Origin of the sequence: Streptomyces sp. NBC_00637 (assembly GCF_045161545.1) — a bacterium.
Lineage (GTDB): Bacteria > Actinomycetota > Actinomycetes > Streptomycetales > Streptomycetaceae > Streptomyces.
This window is the reverse complement of sequence record NZ_CP109046.1, coordinates 1,178,749-1,196,759: the sequence shown is the minus strand read 5'-3', so window position 1 is coordinate 1,196,759 and position 18,011 is coordinate 1,178,749. Positions and strand designations below refer to the sequence as shown.

19 protein-coding genes are annotated in these 18,011 nt (G+C 71.8%); 12 read left to right on the top strand and 7 right to left on the bottom strand.

All coding sequences use genetic code 11. The features are described from left to right. Positions 1–6: 6 nt before the first annotated feature. From OG440_RS05150 to OG440_RS05140, 3 genes are all read right to left on the bottom strand, one after another. Positions 7–1,011 carry a Gfo/Idh/MocA family oxidoreductase gene (locus OG440_RS05150; RefSeq protein ID WP_406005633.1) on the bottom strand — a complete coding sequence of 335 codons (1,005 nt, stop codon included), beginning with the start codon at positions 1,009–1,011 and terminating at the stop codon, positions 7–9. A gap of 116 nt (positions 1,012–1,127) precedes the next feature. After that, positions 1,128–1,904, bottom strand: a complete 777-nt coding sequence (locus tag OG440_RS05145; RefSeq protein ID WP_406005632.1) for an SDR family oxidoreductase — start codon at positions 1,902–1,904, stop codon at positions 1,128–1,130. A gap of 16 nt (positions 1,905–1,920) precedes the next feature. Next, on the bottom strand, positions 1,921–3,087 hold the full coding sequence (locus OG440_RS05140) for a phytanoyl-CoA dioxygenase family protein (RefSeq protein WP_406005631.1): 1,167 nt from the start codon (positions 3,085–3,087) through the stop codon (positions 1,921–1,923). Between the two features lie 117 nt (positions 3,088–3,204). On the opposite strand from OG440_RS05140, the gene OG440_RS05135 reads away from it, so the two are divergent. Next, positions 3,205–4,239 (top strand): LacI family DNA-binding transcriptional regulator, encoded by a 1,035-nt coding sequence (locus OG440_RS05135; protein ID WP_406005630.1) that lies wholly within the window; start codon positions 3,205–3,207, stop codon positions 4,237–4,239. A gap of 32 nt (positions 4,240–4,271) precedes the next feature. Here the strand turns inward: OG440_RS05135 and OG440_RS05130 are convergent, their stop codons facing one another. From OG440_RS05130 to OG440_RS05120, 3 genes are all read right to left on the bottom strand, one after another. Beyond that, positions 4,272–4,943: a hypothetical protein gene (locus OG440_RS05130; protein WP_406005629.1), complete on the bottom strand. Its 672-nt coding sequence runs from the start codon at positions 4,941–4,943 to the stop codon at positions 4,272–4,274. Between the two features lie 147 nt (positions 4,944–5,090). Further along, a complete protein-coding gene (locus OG440_RS05125; protein WP_406011257.1) occupies positions 5,091–6,248 on the bottom strand; it encodes a Gfo/Idh/MocA family protein in 1,158 nt (385 codons plus the stop codon). 238 nt (positions 6,249–6,486) lie between these two features. Further along, positions 6,487–6,873 (bottom strand): cupin domain-containing protein, encoded by a 387-nt coding sequence (locus tag OG440_RS05120; protein ID WP_406005628.1) that lies wholly within the window; start codon positions 6,871–6,873, stop codon positions 6,487–6,489. A gap of 122 nt (positions 6,874–6,995) precedes the next feature. Between OG440_RS05120 and OG440_RS05115 the strand changes: the two genes are divergently transcribed. The 8 genes from OG440_RS05115 to OG440_RS05080 all read left to right on the top strand — a co-directional run bounded on the left by OG440_RS05115 (position 6,996) and on the right by OG440_RS05080 (position 14,261). After that, positions 6,996–7,508, top strand: coding sequence for a hypothetical protein (locus OG440_RS05115; RefSeq protein WP_406005627.1), 513 nt, complete (start codon positions 6,996–6,998; stop codon positions 7,506–7,508). A gap of 139 nt (positions 7,509–7,647) precedes the next feature. Further along, on the top strand, positions 7,648–8,298 hold the full coding sequence (locus OG440_RS05110; RefSeq protein WP_406005626.1) for a GntR family transcriptional regulator: 651 nt from the start codon (positions 7,648–7,650) through the stop codon (positions 8,296–8,298). Positions 8,299–8,347: 49 nt separating this feature from the next. Then, positions 8,348–9,100 carry a PIG-L deacetylase family protein gene (locus OG440_RS05105; protein ID WP_406005625.1) on the top strand — a complete coding sequence of 251 codons (753 nt, stop codon included), beginning with the start codon at positions 8,348–8,350 and terminating at the stop codon, positions 9,098–9,100. Beyond that, on the top strand, positions 9,097–9,801 hold the full coding sequence (locus tag OG440_RS05100; RefSeq protein ID WP_406005624.1) for a 4-carboxy-4-hydroxy-2-oxoadipate aldolase/oxaloacetate decarboxylase: 705 nt from the start codon (positions 9,097–9,099) through the stop codon (positions 9,799–9,801). The genes OG440_RS05105 and OG440_RS05100 overlap by 4 nt, the downstream gene beginning before the upstream one ends. Further along, complete coding sequence (locus OG440_RS05095) at positions 9,798–10,910, top strand: 4-oxalomesaconate tautomerase (protein WP_406005623.1); 1,113 nt, start codon at positions 9,798–9,800, stop codon at positions 10,908–10,910. Before OG440_RS05100 ends, OG440_RS05095 begins: the two co-directional genes overlap by 4 nt. Beyond that, positions 10,907–11,857: a catechol 2,3-dioxygenase gene (locus OG440_RS05090; protein WP_406005622.1), complete on the top strand. Its 951-nt coding sequence runs from the start codon at positions 10,907–10,909 to the stop codon at positions 11,855–11,857. The genes OG440_RS05095 and OG440_RS05090 overlap by 4 nt, the downstream gene beginning before the upstream one ends. A 194-nt stretch (positions 11,858–12,051) precedes the next feature. Then, entirely contained in the window at positions 12,052–13,377 is a 1,326-nt protein-coding gene (locus tag OG440_RS05085) for an MFS transporter (RefSeq protein ID WP_406005621.1), read from the top strand. A 95-nt stretch (positions 13,378–13,472) separates the two neighbouring features. Continuing rightward, entirely contained in the window at positions 13,473–14,261 is a 789-nt protein-coding gene (locus OG440_RS05080; RefSeq protein ID WP_406005620.1) for an alpha/beta fold hydrolase, read from the top strand. A 52-nt stretch (positions 14,262–14,313) separates the two neighbouring features. Here the strand turns inward: OG440_RS05080 and OG440_RS05075 are convergent, their stop codons facing one another. After that, positions 14,314–14,727, bottom strand: coding sequence for a cupin domain-containing protein (locus tag OG440_RS05075; protein WP_406005619.1), 414 nt, complete (start codon positions 14,725–14,727; stop codon positions 14,314–14,316). A gap of 203 nt (positions 14,728–14,930) precedes the next feature. On the opposite strand from OG440_RS05075, the gene OG440_RS05070 reads away from it, so the two are divergent. From OG440_RS05070 to OG440_RS05060, 3 genes are read left to right on the top strand one after another with little or no spacing between them, the layout of a single operon-like run. Next, positions 14,931–15,488: a carboxymuconolactone decarboxylase family protein gene (locus OG440_RS05070; protein WP_406011256.1), complete on the top strand. Its 558-nt coding sequence runs from the start codon at positions 14,931–14,933 to the stop codon at positions 15,486–15,488. Beyond that, positions 15,485–16,972, top strand: a complete 1,488-nt coding sequence (locus OG440_RS05065) for a sugar ABC transporter ATP-binding protein (protein WP_406005618.1) — start codon at positions 15,485–15,487, stop codon at positions 16,970–16,972. The genes OG440_RS05070 and OG440_RS05065 overlap by 4 nt, the downstream gene beginning before the upstream one ends. Beyond that, positions 16,969–17,991, top strand: coding sequence for an ABC transporter permease (locus OG440_RS05060; protein ID WP_406005617.1), 1,023 nt, complete (start codon positions 16,969–16,971; stop codon positions 17,989–17,991). The genes OG440_RS05065 and OG440_RS05060 overlap by 4 nt, the downstream gene beginning before the upstream one ends. The last annotated feature ends 20 nt before the right edge of the window (positions 17,992–18,011 follow it).

Here is an 18,011-nt window from a genome sequence, read left to right as displayed (position 1 = left end):
ACCGGTTCAGGAGGCGCGGACCTCCGCGATCGTCACCGGCCGGTGCTCGTGCAGGGACAGCGTGCACGCCTCCGCGATCCAGCCCGCCTCCAGGGCGTCCTCGATCGTGCAGGGCGAGGTGCGGGTGCCGGCCACGACCTCGGTGAACGCGGTGAGTTCGGCGCGGTAGGCGGCGGTGAAGCGGTCCATGAAGAAGTCGTGCGGGGTGCCGGCCGGGAAGCTCACCCCGGGCTCCACCGACCGCAGCGGCAGCTTGTCCTCCAGGCCGACGGCGATGGAGTCCTTGAAGCCGTGGATCTCCATCCGGACGTCGTAACCCCGGGCGTTGTGACGGGAGTTGGAGACCACGGCGATCGTGCCGTCGTCGAGGGTGAGGATCGCGCCGGTGGTGTCGGCGTCGCCCGCCTCCCTGATGTAGTCGGCGCCCCGGTTGCCGCCGACCGCGTACACCTCCGTCACCTCGCGGCCCGTGACCCACCGGATGATGTCGAAGTCGTGCACGGAACAGTCCCGGAAGATGCCCCCGGACGCGGCGACGTACGCGGCCGGCGGCGGGGCCGGGTCCAGCGTGGTCGAGCGGACGGTGTGCAGCGTGCCCAGCTCGCCCGCCGTCACGGCCGCGCGCGCGGCGACGAAGCCCGCGTCGAAGCGGCGGTTGTAGCCGATCTGGATGGGGACGGCACTGTCCTGTACGGCCTCGAGGACTTCGACGCCCTCGCTCATCGTCCTGGCGACGGGCTTCTCGCAGAAGACCGGGATGCCCGCCTGGACCGCGGCCAGGATCAGGCCCGGATGGGCGTCGGTCGCCGCGGCGATCACGACCCCGTCCACCCCGGCGGCCAGCACGGCCTCGGGGGAGTCCGCCACCTCGGCGCCGAACCGCTCGGCGGCCTTCTTGGCGGCCTCCGCGAACGGGTCGGCCACGACGAGCGACCCGACGGCGTCGAGTGCGGAAAGGGTCTCGGCGTGGAAGGCGCCGATGCGGCCGAGGCCGAGGATTCCGATGCGCATGTGCTCCGCTGCTTTCCTGGTGTGTTGTGGTTGCTGTCTGTCGCCGGGGCGTCGCCCCGGACCCGCCGCCCTGCGGGCTCGTCCCCGATCGCCGGGCCGGCTCGATGCGCTGGTGCTCAGTCCAGGCCGCCCAGGACGTTCTGGTCCCAGTCGATCACCGATCCGGTGACCACGCCCGACCGCTCGGACAGCAGGAACACCACGAAGTCGGCGATCTCGTCCGGCCGGCCCAGCCTGCCCATCGGAAGGCGTGCGGCGGCCTGCTCGCGCCAGTCGTCCCCGGCGCCGTGGAAGGCCCTCTGGGTCGCGTCCTCGCCCTCGGTGGCCGTCCAGCCGATGTTGAGGCCGTTGATCCGGACCCGGTCGAAGCGGTGCGCGTGGGCCGCGTTGCGGGTCAGGCCGATCAGCCCGGCCTTCGCGGCGACGTACGGCGCGAGAAACGGCTGACCGCCGTGGGCCGAAGAGGTGATGATGTTGACCACCGTGCCGGAGGCGCCGCGAGCCAGCATGTCCGCGACGGCCGCCTGCATGGCGAAGAACGGCGCCCTGAGGTTGATCGCGATGTGCTGGTCGAACAGTTCGGGCGTGGTGTCGAGCAGGGTGCCCCGGGAGGTCAGCCCCGCCGAGTTCACCAGGCAGTCGACGCGGCCGTACGAGGCGACCGTCTCGGCCACCACCCCCTTCGCCTGCGCGGCGTCGGAGAGGTCCGCCCGGACGAAGAGCGCCTTGCCGCCCGCGGCGGTCAGCTCCGCCACCAGCGCCTCGCCCGGTTCCGGCCGCCGCCCGCTGACGGCCACCAGGGCGCCCTCGCGGACCGCGGCCCGGGCGACGGCCGCGCCGACGCCCTGGCTGCCGCCGTTGACGAGGACGACCTTGTCTTCGAGAAGTCCCATGGTCGGACAGGTCCTTTCAGCTCGTGCGGCGCGCGGCGCCGGCCCGTAGTTCGTCCCGGAGCGTCCGCGGGGTCCACTCCTCGCGCAACGCCCGCCGCAGGACGTCCGCCTGCGAGGGCGGGGCGAGGCCGTCGACGGGCGGGTCGCGGTCGAGGTTGGTGGGGAAGGGGTAGCCCTCGGCGCTCGCGGCGACGACCCGCTCCAGCCACTCCTCGCCCACGCCCCGGGCCCGGCGCTCCAGCAGCACGGGGTAGACCGCGTTCGCGACCGACTCCCGGTCCACGGTCTCCATCGCGCGCCCGAAGGCCGAGGACACCTGGAGCAGGTTGGCCGTCCGGCGCACGCCGGTGGTGCGGTTGGTGCCGGCGGCGTGGAAGACGGCCGGATTGAAGAACGCCGCGTCGCCCTTCGACAGCGGCAGCTGGACGTGATGCTTCCCGAAGTACTCCTGGAACTCGGGCCGCCGCCACGCCAGGTAGCCCGGCTCGTACGTCTGCGAGTACGGCAGGTACAGCGTGGGCCCGGACTCGACGGGCATGTCGCAGTGCGCGACCGCGCCCTGCAGCGTGAGCACGGGGGAGAGCAGGTGGACGTGCGCCGGATAGGCCGCGGCCCGCTCGTCGGAGAGGAATCCGAGGTGGTAGTCGCGGTGCGCGCTCTGCGCCGCGCCGCCCGGGTTGACCACGTTGACCTGGGACGTCATCTGGTAGGCCGGGCCGAGCCAGGCCCGCGAGACCAGCGCGAGGATGTCGTTGGCGTAGTAGTCGGCGAACACCTCCGGGTCCCGCAGGGCCACCTTCTCCAGGGCGTTCCAGACGCGGTCGTTGGCGCCGGGCCGGGCGAAGTGGTCACCGGCGGTCGCCCCCGAGGCGCGCTGCTCGGCGATGAGAGCGTCGAAGACGGCGGTGGCCCGGTCGACGACCGCCGGGTCGGGGAAGGCGTCCCGGAAGACGACGACCCCGGGCCCGTCGCTCAGGGCCCGCACCAGCTCGGCGCGGACCGCGCGGTCCGTTCCGGGGGCGCGCAGACGCTCACTGTCGTAGACGAGGACATTGCCCTGCACCGCCGAGGCGTGCGGGAAGTCGGCCAGGTCGGTGGTGCGCTCGACGAGCGGGCGGAAGGTGTCGAGGTCGCAGTCCTGCTCGGACAGCCAGGCGTGGCCCCGCACGGGGGTGAAGGACATCGTCGTCCCTTCCATGGCAATGGCGGCTCAGTGCTGCCATTCTTGTCATGACAAACCCGTCGAACAACCAGCAGGGGGCCATCAAAAACCCCTCAAGCGGATCCCTGGGAGCATTGCGTGGGCCACCCCTTCCCCATCCGGGAGATCGCACGTCAGGCGGGTCTGAGCGAGGCCACAGTGGACCGGGTGCTCAACGGCAGGGGAGGGGTGCGGGAGTCCACCGTGCGGGAGGTGCGGCGTGCCATCGCCGACCTGGACCGGCAGCGCACCCAGGTCAGGCTCGTCGGGCGCACCTTCATGGTCGACATCGTGATGCAGGCGCCGGAACGGTTCACCACCGCCGTGCGGGCCGCCCTGGAGGCCGAGCTGCCGTCCCTGCACCCGGCGGTGCTGCGCTCCCGCTTCCACTTCCGGGAGACCGGACCGGTCCAGGAACAGGTCGCCACCCTCGACCGGATAGCCCGGCGCGGCTCGCAGGGGGTCATCCTCAAGGCGCCGGACGTCCCCGAGACCAACGCCGCCGTCGGCCGGCTGGTCGCCGCCGGGATCCCGGTCGTCACCCTGGTCACGGATCTGCCGGTCAGCGCCCGCCTCGCCTACGTCGGTATCGACGACCGGGCCGCCGGTGCCACCGCCGCCTACCTCATGGCTCAGTGGCTCGGTGACCGCCCCGGCAATGTGCTCACCAGCCTGAGCAGCGGGTTCTTCCGCAACGAGGAGGAACGCGAGATGGGTTTCCGCAGTGTGATGCGGGCCCGGCATCCCGAACGCACGCTGGTGGAGATCGCCGAGGGGCAGGGGCTGGACGCCACGCAGTACGAGCTCGTCCGGGCCGCGCTGGAACGCGACCCGGACATCCACGCCGTCTACTCCATCGGCGGCGGCAACGACGCCACCCTGCGGGCCTTCGCCGACCTCGGCCGCGAGTGCGCCGTGTTCGTCGCGCACGACCTCGACCACGACAACACCCGGCTGCTGCGCGGGCACAGGCTGTCCGCCGTCCTCCACCACGATCTGCGCCAGGACGTGCGCGAGGCCTGCCACACCGTGATGCGGGCGCACGGCGCGCTGCCGCCCGCCGGTCCCACGCTGCCGTCGGCGATCCAGGTGGTCACCCCGTACAACATGCCGCCCGGGCCGGCGGCCGGCTGACACCGGCGGCCGGCCCGGGCCAAGGCCCGGTCTCAGTGCCGCACCGCCGGTGTCCCGCCCGCCGCCGGGACGAGGCGCGCCGCGCTGCGGTACGTGGACACGCCCAGGGCGAGCAGCCAGTAACTGAGGAGGGCCCCCATCAGGGCGGTCGTGCCCCAGCCGTTCGCCGCGTAGAAGAACGCGGGGTCGTTGCCGAAGAACAGGGACGGCACGAAGGCCAGGTTGAGCCCGGCCAGGACGTACGCCGAGCGGCCGGTCCAGCGCGGCAGCAGACGGCTGCGGGTGACGGCGTGACCGAGCGCGGTCAGGAAGAGCGCCAGCAGCAGACGGGAGATCGACCCGTAGAGGATGTAGGTGCCACTGACGTCGATGGTCGGGTCGATCGGGTGGTCGACGGCGATGACCGCGCCGGCCTCCAGCCCCATCGAGACCAGGGTGACCGTGGCGTAGACGAGGCCCGTGGCGAAGGCGATCGAGCCGACCCACCCGCTGTCCGGGTCGACCCGTCCGACCAGCTCCCGGAACGCCGTGACGAACACGACCAGGGCGGCGAGCGCGACGATCCCGACGAGCAGCCGGGACAGCACGTTGGCGTCCGGCGGCGGCCCGTCGTAGAGGAAGTACAGCGGTACCTGGACGATGAGGGCGACCGCGGCGACGAGGGCGGCGAGGCCGGTCAGCCGGCGGGCGATGACTTCGGACATGAGGGTCCCCCGAGTTCTCGGTGTGGCGGATTCGGTGCCGGCGTCCGCGGGTTCCGCCCGCGTTCACCGACCCCTGAAGCCTGCCGTTCCCGGGGCTCGTGGTCCCTGGGCCTGAGAGCCGGATCGGGGGTGGCCCTACCGCCACCTCTACGGGTGTACGTCCACCCAGGAGCCGCTCCGCGCGGACCGTGCCATCGCCTCCAGCACGGTCGCGCTGTGCACCGCGTCCGCGAGCGTCGCCCCGTGGGGGGCGTTCTCGGCGACCGAGCGCAGGAAGCGGTAGGCCTCCACCACCTTCAGGTCGTCGTAGCCCATGGCGTTGGCCGCACCCGGCTGGAAGGCGCCGAACTCGCCGTCGCCCGGGCCGACGTACACCGTGCTGACGGGCTGGTCCTGATAGGTGCCGCCCCGGCTGACGCCGAGCTCGTTCATCCGCCGGAAGTCCCAGAACACGGCGCCCTCGGTGCCGTGCACCTCGAAGCCGTAGTTGTTCTGCTCGCCGACCGAGACCCGGCAGGCCTCCAGCACGCCCCGGGCGCCGGAGGCGAAGCGCAGCAGGCAGTTGACGTAGTCCTCGTTCTCCACCGGGCCCAGCTCGCCGCCGACGGCGAGGCTGTGGCCCGCCGTCGCGCCCGTCGGGCGGGCCCGCTCGGGGACGAACACCGCGCTGTCGGCCGTCAGGGAGGTGATGTCGCCGAGCAGGAAACGGGCCAGATCGGCGCCGTGCGAGGCCAGGTCGCCCAGCACTCCGCTGCCGCCCCGCTCCCGCTCGTACCGCCAGGTCAGGGCGCCGTCGGGGTGGGCCGCGTAGTCGCTGAAGAGACGGATGCGGACGTGGGTGACGGTGCCGAGGTCACCGGCGGCGATCAGGTCGCGGGCGGTCTCCACGGCGGGCGCGTTGCGGTAGTTGAAGCCGACCGCGCCCTGCACGCCCGCCGCGGCCACCGCGTCCGCCACCGCGCGGGCGTCCGACGGGGTGAGACCCACCGGCTTCTCGATCCAGAGGTGCTTGCCGGCCTCGGCCATGGCGACACCGATCTCGCGGTGCAGGAAGTTCGGCGCGGTGATGCTGACGGCCGCCACGCGCGGGTCGGCGGCCACCTCGCGCCAGTCCCGCGTGGCGGAGGCGAAGCCGAACTGCCGCGCGGCCTCGTCGGCCCGGCCGGGCACCTCCTCCGCGACGGTCACCAGTTCGGGCCGCAGGGCCAGCCTCGGGTAGTGGTGCCGTACGCGCGCGTACGCCTGGGTGTGCACCCGGCCCATCCAGCCGAACCCGACGACGGCCACTCCCAGCGCGTCCACCATGACAGTCACCACAGCCCTTTCCTGGACCGTTCCAGCCGCTCTTCCCGCTCCGACCAGGCCACCCTGCGGGCCGATTCCTCAAGTTGTCAAGACATTCGGACACCTTGGGCGACCTGTGCCGCGCCGGGATCGGTCCTCTCGGGAGAGCCCGGCCATCCGTGACGCCGCCGGCCGGGCCGGCCGCATCCGGCCCCACCGGTTCCGGAGGCACGGGGGACGACGCCGCGCCCGCCCGCGGTCACAGTGTGATCGCGTAGGCCTTCCGCAGCGTCTCGTGGACCGTCCAGGTCGTCCGGTCGCCCTCGCGCAGCACCGCCATGTCGCCGGGGCCGACCGTCAGCGTGGGGCCGCCCTCGACCTCGATCGTCGCCGACCCGCTGATCACCACGAACAGCTCGTCCGCCTCGGTGTCGGTTACCGTTCCCGGGGTGATCTGCCAGATTCCCCTGACCTGCCGGCCGTCCGCCGACTCCCACACCACCTTGCCCGTCACCTCGGGGGACCCGGCGACGATCTGGTGCGGATCGAGCGGCTCGGGCTCGAGGTCGGCGTCGGGGATGTGGACGACGAAGCTGTGGGGCGGAGGGCCACCGGGGTTACCGCCGGGACTGCTGTCGGTGCTCATGCGGCGACCCTAGCGAGGCCGTACGTCCGCCGGGCGTGGACACTGTGTGGGCTGTCGGACCAGGTGGGAGGACACTTCGTCACGACTGGCGGCCCGTGCGGCCCGGGGTGATCGTGGAGCCCATGGCGGACGACACGGCGGCGGCGCGCGAGCCGCACCGGCACGACACGCGCGAAGCCCTGCTCTTCGGTGGTGTCTACGGCGCGGTCCTCGCCAGCTCGATGGTCGCCGCGCTCAGCCAGCACGGGCACACCTCCCAGGACAGCCGCCGCTACGACGCCGCCTGGCTGCTGGTGACCGCGTTCGCCTCGGCGCTCGCGCACGGCTACGCCCACTACATCGCCGAACGGGGCGCGCACCGCCGGGGGGACGCGCTGCGCACCCTCGTCGAGGAGTGGCCCCTGGTCGCGGCCGTGCTGCCCACCGTCGTCATCCTCGCGGGCGCCGGCTGGGGCTGGTGGCCGGCGGGCGGGGTGGAGTACGCCGCGTTCGCTCTGAACATCGCCCTGCTGTTCGTCCTCGGCCTGGTCACGGCCCGTCAGGCGCGCCGTCCGTGGGCGGTCGCGGTGCTCATCGGGGCGGTGGACGCGCTGCTCGGCGTGATCGTGGTCGTGGCGAACGCGTTGATCAAGTAGTACGCACCCCTCCTGACCCTGCCCGTCCAGTGGGACCATGGCGCGGCGGCAGTACGCGCGCAATACGGCGGACAAAATTGTTGACAATCTTGTTTCGCTAGATTTAGGTTCGACAGGCACTCACTCAGGGAGGGCAACCATGCCGAAAGAAGCCCGTCCGAGCACCGGAGAGCAGGCCAAGCAGCATGCGCTCGCGCAGCTGCGGCAGGCGATCCTGCACGGCGAGATGGCACCGGCCCAGCGGCTGGTGGAGAACGAGCTCGCCGAGCAGTTCGGTGTGACGCGGGCCAGCATCCGCGCGGCACTCATCGATCTGGAGTCCCAGGGACTCGTCGAACGGATCCGCAACCGCGGTTCGCGGGTGCGGGTGGTGACCGTGGACGAAGCGGTCGCCATCACCGAGTGCCGCATGGTCCTCGAAGGACTGTGCGCGGCGAAGGCGGCCGTCGCGGCCAGCGACGACCAGCTGATCGAGCTGACCGATCTCGGCACGGCCATGACCAAGGCCGTCGCCGACGGCGAGCCGGTCACCTACTCCGACCTGAACCACGAACTGCACGGCCGCATCCGGGAGTTCTCCGACCAGCGGACCGCGCAGGAGCTGCTGGAGCGGCTCAACGCCCAACTGGTGCGTCACCGCTTCCAGTTGGCGCTGAGGCCGGGGAGGCCGCAGCAATCCCTGAACGAGCACCTGACCATGATCGAAGCGATCCGGGCCAGGGACCCCCAGGCGGCCGAGACGGCCGTCCGCGCCCACCTCACCAGCGTGATCGAGGCGCTGCGCGACTGATCACGGCTGCGCGGGGCGGGCGCCCACCTGTCACCAAGGAGATCTGAGAATGACCCAGGCCAACGCGCCCGCCAGCCCACCACGATCGACCCTCGTCGTCACCGCACACGCCGGCGACTTCGTGTGGCGGGCAGGCGGCGCAATCGCCCTGGCCGCCTCCCGCGGGGAGAAGGTCACCATCGCGTGCCTGACCTTCGGCGAGCGCGGCGAGTCCGCCAAGGCGTGGCGCGAGGGCAGGAAGCTCGACGAGATCAAGGCGATACGCCGGGACGAGGCCGAGCGCGCCGCCGCCACCCTGGGCGCCGAGGTCCGTTTCTTCGACGCCGGCGACTACCCGCTCGTGGCCACCGCCGAGCTGACCGACCGGCTCGTCGCCGTCTACCGGGACACCCAGCCGGATGTGGTGCTGACCCACCCCACCGAGGACCCGTACAACGGCGACCACCCGGCCGCCAACCGCATGGCGCTGGAGGCCAGGGTCCTCGCCCAGGCCATCGGCTACCCGGGCGAGGGCGAGATCATCGGCGCGCCGCCGGTCTTCTACTTCGAGCCGCACCAGCCGGAGATGAGCGGCTTCAAGCCCGAGGTTCTGCTCGACATCACCGAGGTGTGGGAGACCAAGCGCCGGGCCATGGAGTGCCTCGGTGCCCAGCAGCATCTGTGGGACTACTACACCGACCTCGCGGTGCGCCGGGGCGTCCAGCTCAAGCGCAACGCCGGCCCGAACCTGGGCCTGGCGCACAAGACCATGGCCGAGGCGTTCATGCGTCCCTACCCGCAGATCGCGAAGGAGCTGGCGTGAGCGGCGTGATCGTCACCGACCCGCCGAAGGCGGAGCTGAAGGACGTCGACGCGCTGGCCGGCTTCGGCGTGGCCACGGTCGGCGAGGCGATGGGCCGCACCGGACTGCTGGGCCCGGACATCCGCCCGATCCAGCAGGGCGTACGGGTCGCCGGGACCGCCGTGACCGTGCTCAGCTGGCCCGGCGACAACCTCATGATCCACGCGGCGGTCGAGCAGTGCGGCGAGGGCGACATCCTGGTCGTCACCACCACCTCCCCGTCCACCGACGGCATGTTCGGCGAGCTCTTCGCGACCGCGCTCCAGCGGCGCGGAGTGCGGGGTGTGATCACCAACGCCGGCATCCGCGACACCCAGGAACTGCGGGACATGGGCTTCGCCGCCTGGTCGCGGGCCGTCTCCTCGCAGGGCACCGTGAAGGCCACCGGCGGCTCCGTCAACGTGCCGATCGCGATCGACGGCCAGGTGATCCGGCCGGGCGACGTGGTCCTCGCCGACGACGACGGTGTCGTGGTCGTCCCGCGCGAGCGTGCCCGCGCCACCGCGGAGGCGTCCGAGGCCCGCGAGGCCAAGGAGGCCCTCTCCCGTGCCGCCTTCCTCGAGGGTGAACTGGGCCTGGACCGCTATGGGTTGAGGGAGACCCTGAAGCGGCTCGGTGTCGAGTACAAGACGTACGACGCGTACGCGGGGGAGTCGTCGTGACCTCCGTGCCCGAGGAGCTGCCCTGCCTGCTGATGCGGGGCGGCACCTCCAAGGGCGCGTACTTCCTCGCCGACGACCTTCCGGCCGAACCGGCCCTGCGCGACGAGCTGTTGCTGCGGGTCATGGGTACTCCGGACGTCCGGCAGATCGACGGGCTGGGCGGCGCGCACCCGCTCACCAGCAAGGTGGCCGTGGTGTCGCCGTCGGCCGACCCGCACGCCGACGTCGACTATCTCTTCCTCCAAGTTGCCGTGGACCGGCCGGAGGTGAGTGACCGTCAGAACTGCGGCAACATCCTGGCCGGCGTCGGTCCGTTCGCCGTCGAGCGCGGGCTGGTCGCCGCGGGGGAGGAGGAGACCGCCGTCCGTATCCGCATGGTCAACTCCGACGACTACGCGACGGCGACCTTCCCGACGCCCGGCGGCCGGGTGGACTACACCGGTGCCGCCGAGATCTCCGGAGTGCCGGGGACGGCCGCGCCCGTGGTGATCGAGTTCCCGCCGGGCGCCGGCGCGCTGCTGCCCACGGGCAACGCCCGGGACGAGATCGACGGTGTGGCGGTGACCTGCGTGGACAACGGCATGCCCACGGTGCTCATCGCGGCCACCTCGCTCAAGGTGACCGGCTACGAACTGCCCAGGGACCTGGAGGAGGACGTCGCGCTCGCCGACCGCCTGCGCAGGATCCGCCTGGCGGCGGGCCGTCTGATGGGTCTCGGCGACGTCTCGGACACCACCGTGCCCAAGCTCACGCTGCTCGCCGCGCCCCGCGGCGACGGCGCGGTCGCCACCCGCACCTTCATTCCTGTGCGCTGCCACCCGTCGATCGGGGTACTCGGCGCGGCCAGTGTCGCGGCGGGCCTGCGGATCGAAGGCAGCGTGGGGGCGGAGCTGGCGCGGATCGACGCCGGAAGTGACCGGATTCGCATAGAACATCCCACGGGATTCCTCGATATCGAAAGTAGCCTCGGGTCGACCCCCGACGGTCTGCCCTCCGCCCGCCGCACCGCCGTGGTCCGCACGGCCCGCAAGATCTTCGACGGCACCGTCTTCCCCAGGTCCGCCGAGACGGCCCCCCTGCCCGCACGCTCCTTTGGAGGTCAACGATGACTCCGCCGCTCGGCGACATCGCCCACATCGGCCACGCCCAGCTCTTCACCCCGGACCTGGACGCCAGTGTCGGCTTCTTCACGGACTACCTGGGGCTCACCGTCAGCGGGCAGGACGGGGACACGGTCTACCTGCGGACCTTCGACGACTACGAGCACCACAGTCTGGTGCTCACCGCCCGCGAGCAGCCCGGTCTCGGCCGGCTGGCCCTGCGCACCTCCAGCGAGGAGGCCCTGCGGCGCCGGGTCGCGGCGGTCGAGGCGGCGGGCGGCACCGGCCACTGGGCCGAGGACGAACCCGGCCTCGGCAAGCTGTACGTCACCACCGACCCGGACGGTCACGAGCACGCCCTGTACTGGGAGAGCGAGTACTACCGGGCCCCCGACGAGCTGAAGCCGGCCCTGAAGAACCAGCCGCAGGCCAAGCCCAACCGGGGCGTGGGCGTACGGCGCCTGGACCACATCAACTTCCTCGCCGCCGACGTGCTCGCCAACTCCGAGTTCCAGCAGGACCTGCTGGGCGCCCGCCCCACCGAGCAGATCCGTCTCGACACGGGGAGGATCGCGGCGCGCTGGCTGACGTACACGAACAAGTCGTACGACGTCGTCTACACCTCGGACTGGACCGGCAGTTCCGGGCGGCTGCACCACATCGCGTTCGCGACGGACACCCGTGAGGACATCCTGCGCGCCGCCGATCTCGCGATCGACTCGGGCGTGTTCATCGAGACGGGCCCGCACAAGCACGCCATCCAGCAGACGTTCTTCCTGTACGTCTACGAGCCCGGCGGCAACCGGATCGAGCTGTGCAACCCGCTCACGCGCCTCGTCCTGGCCCCCGACTGGCCGCTCGTCACCTGGACCGAGGCGGAGCGCAAGAAGGGGCAGGCCTGGGGCCTGCAGACCATCGAGTCGTTCCACACGCACGGCACCCCGCCTGTGGGCTGAGCTCTGTTTTTCGGGTGCGCAGGGCGCCGGACCAGCGGATTCCTGGATTGTCGATGAGATTGTTGACAAAAGTGTTGACTCTCTCGGGACGGATCCTTAGCGTCTTGCGCACACCGGGTCAGCCGCACGAGCCGCGCCGGCCCTCTTCACTCGTCCCCTCCAGGGATCGCCTCCTGGACGAGAGGAAAACAACGATGTCCTCCTCCCCCGCTCTGTCCGCCCGCGGCAGCAGACTGGCCCTCCTGGTCGTCGGTCTGTGCTGGCTGGCCGTGCTCTTCGACGGCCTCGACATGTTCATCTACGGCTCGGTGCTGCCGCACCTGCTGGAGACGAAGACCTTCGGCCTCACCCCGGACAAGGCCGGCGACCTCGGCAGCTACGCCACCTTCGGCATGCTGATCGGCGCCCTCACGGCGGGCACCGTCGCCGACCGGGTCGGGCGCAAGAAGCTGATGGTCGGCTGCGTGATCCTCTTCTCGCTGGCCTCCGGCCTCTGCGCGATGGCGGGCAGCATCGAGGTCTTCGGCCTCGGCCGGACCCTGGCGGGCGTCGGCCTCGGCGGCCTGCTGCCGACCGCGATCAGCATGGTCAGCGACTACGCCCCGCGCGGCCGCGGCGCCATCGTCATCGGCCTGCTGATGACCGCCCACCACGCCGGCGGCATCCTCTCCGCCTACGTCGCCAAGTGGCTCATCGACCCGGTCGGCTGGCGTGCCGCGTTCTGGGTGTGCGTGCTCCCGCTGCTCTTCGCCCCGGTGCTCGCCAAGCTGCTGCCCGAGTCGCTGAGCTTCCTCGTCGCCAAGGGCCGCGCCGACGAGGCCCGCGAGCTGGCCACCCGCTACGACGTCGAACTGCCCGCCGCCAAGTCCGGCAAGCAGGGCGCGGCCGACCGCTGGAACGCGCTGCAGAACCTCTTCCGCGGCGGTGAGTGGACCCAGACGCTGCTCTACTGGCTGGCCTCCTTCGGCGGTCTCCTCCTCGTCTACGGCGTCGCCACCTGGCTGCCGACCCTGATGCGTGCCGAGGGCTACGAGCTGGGCTCGGCCCTGTCCTTCGTGGTCGTCTTCAACCTCGGCGGCATCGTGGGCATGCTGCTCGCCGGGCGCGCCGCCGACCGGTTCGGGGCCCCGCGCATCTCCGCGATCTGGTTCGCGCTGACCGCCGCCGGCGTGTTCCTGCTCAGCGTCCACATGCCGATGAGCGTGACGATGATCGTCGTCTTCTTCACCGGCGTCTTCCTCAACAGCGCCCAGACGATGATCTACGCGACGGTGTCCATCCGCTCCCACGCGGACAACCGGGCCACGGCCGTCGGCTGGACCTCGGGCATGGGCCGCTTCGGCGCCGTCTTCGGCCCGTGGCTGGGAGGCCAGCTGCTGGCCTCGAACCACGGCGACTGGGGCTTCACCTCGTTCGCGATCGCCGGCCTGTCGTCCATGGTCTTCATCGGCATCGCCGCGCTGCGCAGCTCGAAGGAGACCCCGCGCGGCGCCGACCAGGAGCTGGTGGGCGCCCACTGAGCGAGCGCGCGGGCGCACGGCAGACACCGGGGGCATGACGGACGCCGGCCACCGCACGAGGTGCGGGGGCCGGCGTCCGGCCGCACGCTCGACGTATGGGCGAGCGGTGGGAGATCCGCCGGGCGGGCGCGTCGGACGCCCCGCACCGAGTGCTGCTGATCCCGGGCGGACTGTGCACGACCGAGTTCTACGCGGACGTGATGGCGGAGCCGGCGGTCGCGGGGCTGGGCCTGGTCGCGGCGACCCAGCCGGGCTTCGGCCGCACCGAGGCGCCCGAGGACGTGTCGATGGAGCACTACGCCCGGCTGATGGCCGGCCTCGCCGCCGACGAGGGGTGCGACGTGGTCGTCGGGCACAGTCTCGGCGCGAACGTGGCACTGGAGATGGCCGCACAAGGCCTGTTCAAGGGCCCGCTGGTGCTGCTGTCGCCGACCTTCTCGCGGGGCGACGAGGCGACGTTCCTGACGGTGCTGAACGCCCTGGGCCGGGTGCCCGGGCTCGGCGCCGCCGCCTGGGCGGCCATGATCGCGCTGCTGCCGCGGTCCGTGAAACGCGAAATGCCGCCGCACCGCGCCGAAGCGCTGGCGGCGGTCATGGGCGGCAACGATCCCGCGTTCTGTCGCCGGATCGTCCGGGACTACTACGTCTACCTGGACCGCTATCCCTCGCTGGTACCGAGGCTCTGCGCGTCCGGTGTACCCGCCTGGGTGGTGCGCGGCGACCGCGACGCGATCGGGCTGACGGCACACGAGCGGCAGAGCCTGTCGGCCTGCCCGCGTGTGCGCGTGGTCACCGTGCCCGACGCGGGGCACCTGCTCCTCGTCGAGCAGCCGGCCGCGGTCGCCGAGGTCATCGCGCAGGCGGCCACGGCGTCGGTGCGCTGACGGCCGTCGGCGGCCGTCCCGCGTCGCCGTCGGCGGCCGTCACCGGCCGTCCTCAGTCGTCGGAGCCCATCCGGTCCTCCGCCGACAGGTGCTCCACCGTGCGGCCGGTCTCGGTGAACGTGCGTGTCACATGGCCCGAGGAGTACACCCACAGGATCCGCAGCGGACGGTCGCCGATGTTGCGGAACAGATGCGGGATCGGGGACGGCACGTACGTGGTGTCGAACTGCTCCAGCTTCGTCACCTCGCCGTCCACCCACACCTCCGCCTCGCCCTCGAGGACCGTCACGTGCTCGTCGCAGTTGTGCGAGTGCAGCGGGGCTCCGGAACCGACGGGATAGACGCTCATCCCGCTCGTGATCCGGTTCTCCCCGTGCGCGGACGCGGTGGTGACGAGCGGTGTTGTCACGACAGCCCCGCCCCGGTCGAGCGGGGGGACGGACGCGACTTTGATGATGGTGGTCATGTCGGACGACGTTAGGTCGCCGTCCGGCGAATGGGGGGCCTCCGGCGTGCAGGTTTACGTTGCAATCCGAGGTGGGTGAGCTTGTCGGACACGGCTGTACCTTCACCTGGCACCGCACGGATTCACGACCCGTGCCCGTAATGCGCCGGAAAGAAAAGGCAGGTATCGGCCGGATGAGGCTCCCCGTTCTCGACGAAGAGGAAATGGATGCGCGGCAGCAGGAGCTGGCCGCGCGGATCGCCGGACGCCGTGGCGCGGTGCGCGGTCCCTTCCGGGTCTGGCTGCACAGCCCGGAGATGTGCGAACGGGCCGAGTCGCTCGGGGCGTTCGCCCGCTTCGACTGCTCGCTGCCCAAGCACCTGCGCGAGCTGACCCTGCTGATGGCCGCGCGCAACTGGGACGCGCAGTACTCCTGGAACGCCCATGTGCACCAGGCCATCGAGGCCGGCGTCCCGGAGGCCGCCGTGAAGGCGATCGCCGAGAAGCGCGAGGCGGTCTTCGACAACGAGGTGGACCAGGCCTTCTACCGGTTCTGCCGGGAGATCCTCGACGACCACTTCGTCACCGACGCCACCTTCGCGGCGGCCCTGGAGCACTTCGGCTCCAAGGGCCTGGTGGACACCATCGGCGCGCTCGGCAACTTCACCATGCTCGGCATGTGCCTGAACACCTTCCAGGTGGACCTCCAGGCCGACAAGGAGCCCCCCTTCCCCGACATCCGCGGCTACGGACGTGTGGCCCCCGAGGGCGACCGGCCATGACCGCCGTACTGCGCGCCCGGGGCGTCACCAAGAGCTTCGGCGGGGCGGCCGCGCTGAAAGGCGTCGACCTCGACCTGTACCCCGGCGAGGTGCACGCCCTGATGGGCATGAACGGCGCCGGCAAGTCGACCCTCGTGCAGGTGCTGTCCGGCGTCCACCAGCCCGACGCCGGCACGATCGAGGTCGACGGGCAGGAGCAGCACGGGCTGAGCGTGCGCAGGGCGCGCAGGCTGGGCATCTCCTCGGTGCCGCAGCGCCGCGAGCTGGCGATGGGTCTGAGCGTGGCCGAGAACATCCTGCTCGGCGACCTGCCCACCCGGGGGCGCGCCGTGCGCTGGAAGACCGTCAGGGCGGAGGCCCGCGCGGCCCTCGCAGCCCTGGGGATCGCCATCGACGTGGAGCGCGCCGCCGGTTCGCTCACCGTCGCCGAGCAGACCATGGTCGAGGTGGCCCGCGAGGTCAGGCGTGGCGGCCGGGTGCTCATCCTGGACGAGCCGACCGCGTGTCTGAGCGCCAAGGACGCCCACCGGATCCGCGCCCTGGTGCGCACCCTGCGCGACGAGGGCGTGGCCGTCGTCTACATCTCGCACTACATCGACGAGGTCATGGCCGTCGCAGACCGCCTCACCGTGCTGCGGGACGGCGCGGTCGTGACGAGCGCGCCCGCCGCCGAACTGGACGACGCGGGACTGGTGCGCGCCATGGTCGGCCGGGACGTCGTCTCCACCCGCCCCGAACGTCCCATGCCCAAGGACGAAGTCGGCCTCTCGGTACGGGGGTTGAGCCAGGGCCGGGCCATCCGGGACTTCACCGTCGAGGTGCGCAGGGGCGAGATCGTCGCCGTCCTGGGGCCCGCCGGGGACGCCCAGTCCCGGTTGTTCGACCTGCTGTCCGGACGGCAGCGCCCGGAGAGCGGCGATCTGCACGTCGACGGCCGGCCGGTGCCGTTGGGGCGGGTCCCGGCCTCGCTCGCCAGCGGACTGCGCTGCGTCACCGGCGACCGCCGCGCCCTGGGACTGGTCCCGGGCATGTCGCTGGACGAGAACCTGATGCTCGCCGACGACCGGTTCGCGCGCCGCCGGCTGCACCGCCGCGGCCAACTGGCGCGGCGGGCTGCCCCGTTGCGCCACAGCTACGGAGTCAGGGCGCTGGCCGGGAACCCGCCGGTGAGCGCGTTGTCGGGCGGCAACCAGCAGAAGGTGCTGCTGGGCAAGTGGCTGGAGACCTCACCGGCCGCGTGCTTCCTGGAGGACCCCACCAACGGCGTGGACATCGCGGCCATGGCCGACATCCACACCCTCCTCGACGACCTCGCCTCCCGGGGAGTGGCCGTCCTGCTCGCCTCCTCCTCCGCCGAGGAGGTCATGCGGCTGGCCGACCGGGTCGTCGTCGTGAGCGCCGGCCGCACCGTCGCCGAACACGACATCACCGCCATCACCCGCGACGAACTCGTCGCCACGGCCCTCGGAGGACAAGCGCAGTGAGCGTCAAGACACTTTCCGATGCCCCCGGCGTGTCCGACCCGCCCGAGGCACCCACGTCCCGTTTCTCCCTGGGCAGGGTGCGCGATCTGCCGCACGCCGGCCTGATCGCCGTGCTCGTCCTCGTCGTGGTGTTCACCGCCGTGCAGAGCGAGACGTTCGCCACCGACCGCAACATCGTCAACATCCTCGGCCAGGTGAGTGTCAACGCCGTACTCGCCGCGGGGCTCACCCTGTTGATGACCGCGGGCGGCATGGACTTCTCCATGGGCAGCAACGTCGCCGTCACGGCGGCCGTCTCGGCGAAACTGCTCGCCGACGGCCAGTCCACCGGCTACGCCGTCGTCGTCGCGCTGCTGCTCGGCACCGCCATCGGTCTCGTCAACGGGCTGGTGGTGACCTTCACCAACGTGGCCCCGTTCGTCGCGACGCTGGCCTCGGCGACCCTGCTCGACGGCGTCGCGCTCCTGGTCCACGACGGCTCCACCATCTCCATCGGCACCCGGATGTTCGCCCTCGGCAACGACAAGGTGCTCGGAGTGCCGTATCTGCTGATCGTCGCCGTCCTGGTGCTGATCGTGACGGCGCTCGTCATGCGGTTCACGGTGTTCGGCCGGGACGCCTTCGCCATCGGCGGCAACGAGCACGTGGCCCGCCTCAGCGGCATCAACGTCACCGCCCGCAAGCTCACCCTGTACGGCCTCACCGGCACCCTCTCCGGACTCGCCGGCCTGATGCTGCTGTCGCGGCTCGGCTCCTCCAGCCCCGGCGGCACCGCCGGCCTCTCGCTCCAACTGGCCGTGGTCGCCGCGGTGGTCATCGGCGGCACCTCGCTGGCCGGCGGGCACGGCACCGTCATCGGCACCGCCCTCGGCCTGGTGCTGCTCGGTGTGGTGGCCAACGCCCTGAACCTCCTCGACTTCTCCAGCAACTACCAGCCGGTCTCCGTCGGCGCCGTGCTGCTCGTGGCGGCGATCGCCAACGAGATGCACAAGGCCCGCTCGGGCTCGGCACGCCACTGACCTCCCCTCTCGTCCATGCC